The organism is Moorena sp. SIO3I6 (assembly GCF_010672095.1).
The window spans coordinates 1-1,844 of record NZ_JAAHHU010000977.1; the positions used below are offsets into that span (position 1 = coordinate 1).

A 1,844-nucleotide genomic window follows, 5' to 3' on the forward strand; every position below is an offset into this window, starting at 1 on the left:
TAAACCCCAAGCTTTCCCCGATACCGGCAAGCATAAGCTGAGACTGGATTGAACTTGAAATTTATCCAGCAGCTGGAGTTGGTAGGGGGTGACCGAATCATTGTTGACCTGATCGATAATTACCCTTGACTGCTGGAAATACTCTGTGGACAAGTCAGCCCCAAAAGCAGTAGCATTTAGGGTTTCCCCGACCGCAGGAGTCCAACCCCGTTCTACTGCTTCTGCCAAAACTATTCCGGTGCGAGCAGAATTGAAGCGATAAATTAATACCCGCTCGGCTTGGCTTAGATGTTGAACCCCATTGACTGTATTATTTAGTAAGGTTTCCCAGTCCCCAGCTTCACTCATTAATCTGCTAAGCTCTAACAATTTTTCATGCTGGGCTTGGAACTGTTGTTGGAGTGCCTCTTCGTAGCTAAGCTTCAATTGCTGAATTTCCAGATTCACCCCTACCGTAAACTGCTCAACCTCCTGACCAAAGGATTCAAATTGCTCCAAATTTTTTTTCAGGTCTGATTTATCTACCCTTCGGCGTTGCTCTAGATCAGTTTTTAGCCTGTCTAGGTTAACCTTAAATCCCTCTAGGTTGGGGCGAGCAGAGTTAAAGAATTGCGGAGTATCCTCCTTGAGGAGATTGTGATTTTCTAATAGCAGTTCTGAATCATTATCATCCCATTGTGCTTCTGACATCTGTCTAGAGTCGTAAATTTTACTTATACTTCATACTTTATATCAAGTGCTGCTTGCACAATTCGTTGGGCATCTAAGACAATACTACTGGCTTCGGGAATATAAGCTTTGACAAAGTGTCCAAATCTGAGGGGTAATAATCGATCAGGGGGTTGTAAGTTTTCCCAATGGTGCTGTTCTATTTCTTCCACTTGTGAAACCACCAGTCCCAGCAGTTTGCTGTTGACTTGAAGTACGATTACCATGATTTTTGTCCTCGGCATGTCCTTGGGTTGCCAAACAGCAGGAAATCCTAGCAGAGAGTTTAGATCTAACAACCACAGCATTTCACCACGCCAGTTGTAAATCCCAATCACACTATCGGCAGTATGGGGGATTGGCAAAATTTCAGCAACCGAGACATTCAGAATTGCTTGGATGTAGTTTACCTGTAACAACGCCCCATTACCAGACCCTACTTGGAAGCGCAAAAATTTCTCCTGGGGGGGAAGTTGGCCATCAACACTGACCTTAACGGAGGTAGGGAGAGGTAATTGAGCTTGATTACCCTGGAAATTATGTTCATTTTTCTGCCAGGAGACAGAATAATCGACTTGATTAGTTCTTACCGTTGAGCCTGACTCTAGCCAAGTAGATAAGTCAAGCACCACCGGAATGCTTTCTAGTGTAATTTGTTTACGCCATGCTGGTTGTTTCTCGGTTAGGCTACGGCCCAAAATTTTGACGGTATCAATTGAGTTTGGTTTTAACTTGCTGATTGTGTGGTAGATAAATCTTACCACGGCTCCTGGTTTAGGAGCGGGGTCTGCTTCGAGTAAAACCAATAAACAGCTATCGTGAAGTTTAACTTTAGCTATAATACCTTCGTGCTGAAGTTTGTGATTCAGCATGGCGGCGATGACGTTTGGGTTTCCCTGTTTAGCTAATTGTAAAATTTTGCTTATCTTGGAAATCTGCTCTTTGCTCATCACAACAAGTTACTATCCAAATGATCAAACATTTATGATAAATAAATTCCAAGGTATTTAATAGCTTTATTTGTAATAATTTTTAATTTTGGTTAGAGTGACTGCTCACGTTTTTAGAATTGCGTGAATTTATGGACCAATGAAAACCAGGGTTGAATCTACCTCTAATAGCTTGAGTGCTAAGCA

2 protein-coding genes are annotated in these 1,844 nt (G+C 42.3%); both read right to left on the reverse strand.

The genetic code is table 11. From position 1 onward, the window contains the following. The coding region (locus F6K49_RS45160; protein ID WP_366514323.1) for a GAF domain-containing protein at positions 1–690 on the reverse strand (690 nt) is incomplete at its 3' end. Between the two features lie 23 nt (positions 691–713). Then, entirely contained in the window at positions 714–1,658 is a 945-nt protein-coding gene (locus F6K49_RS45165) for a chemotaxis protein CheW (RefSeq protein ID WP_293108652.1), read from the reverse strand. Positions 1,659–1,844: the final 186 nt, after the last annotated feature.

Excerpts from the sequence above, each read along its gene's own strand:
- F6K49_RS45165 (WP_293108652.1), bottom strand. The coding sequence starts at position 1,658 with ATGAGCAAAGAGCAGATTTCCAAGATAAGCAAAATTTTACAATTAGCT.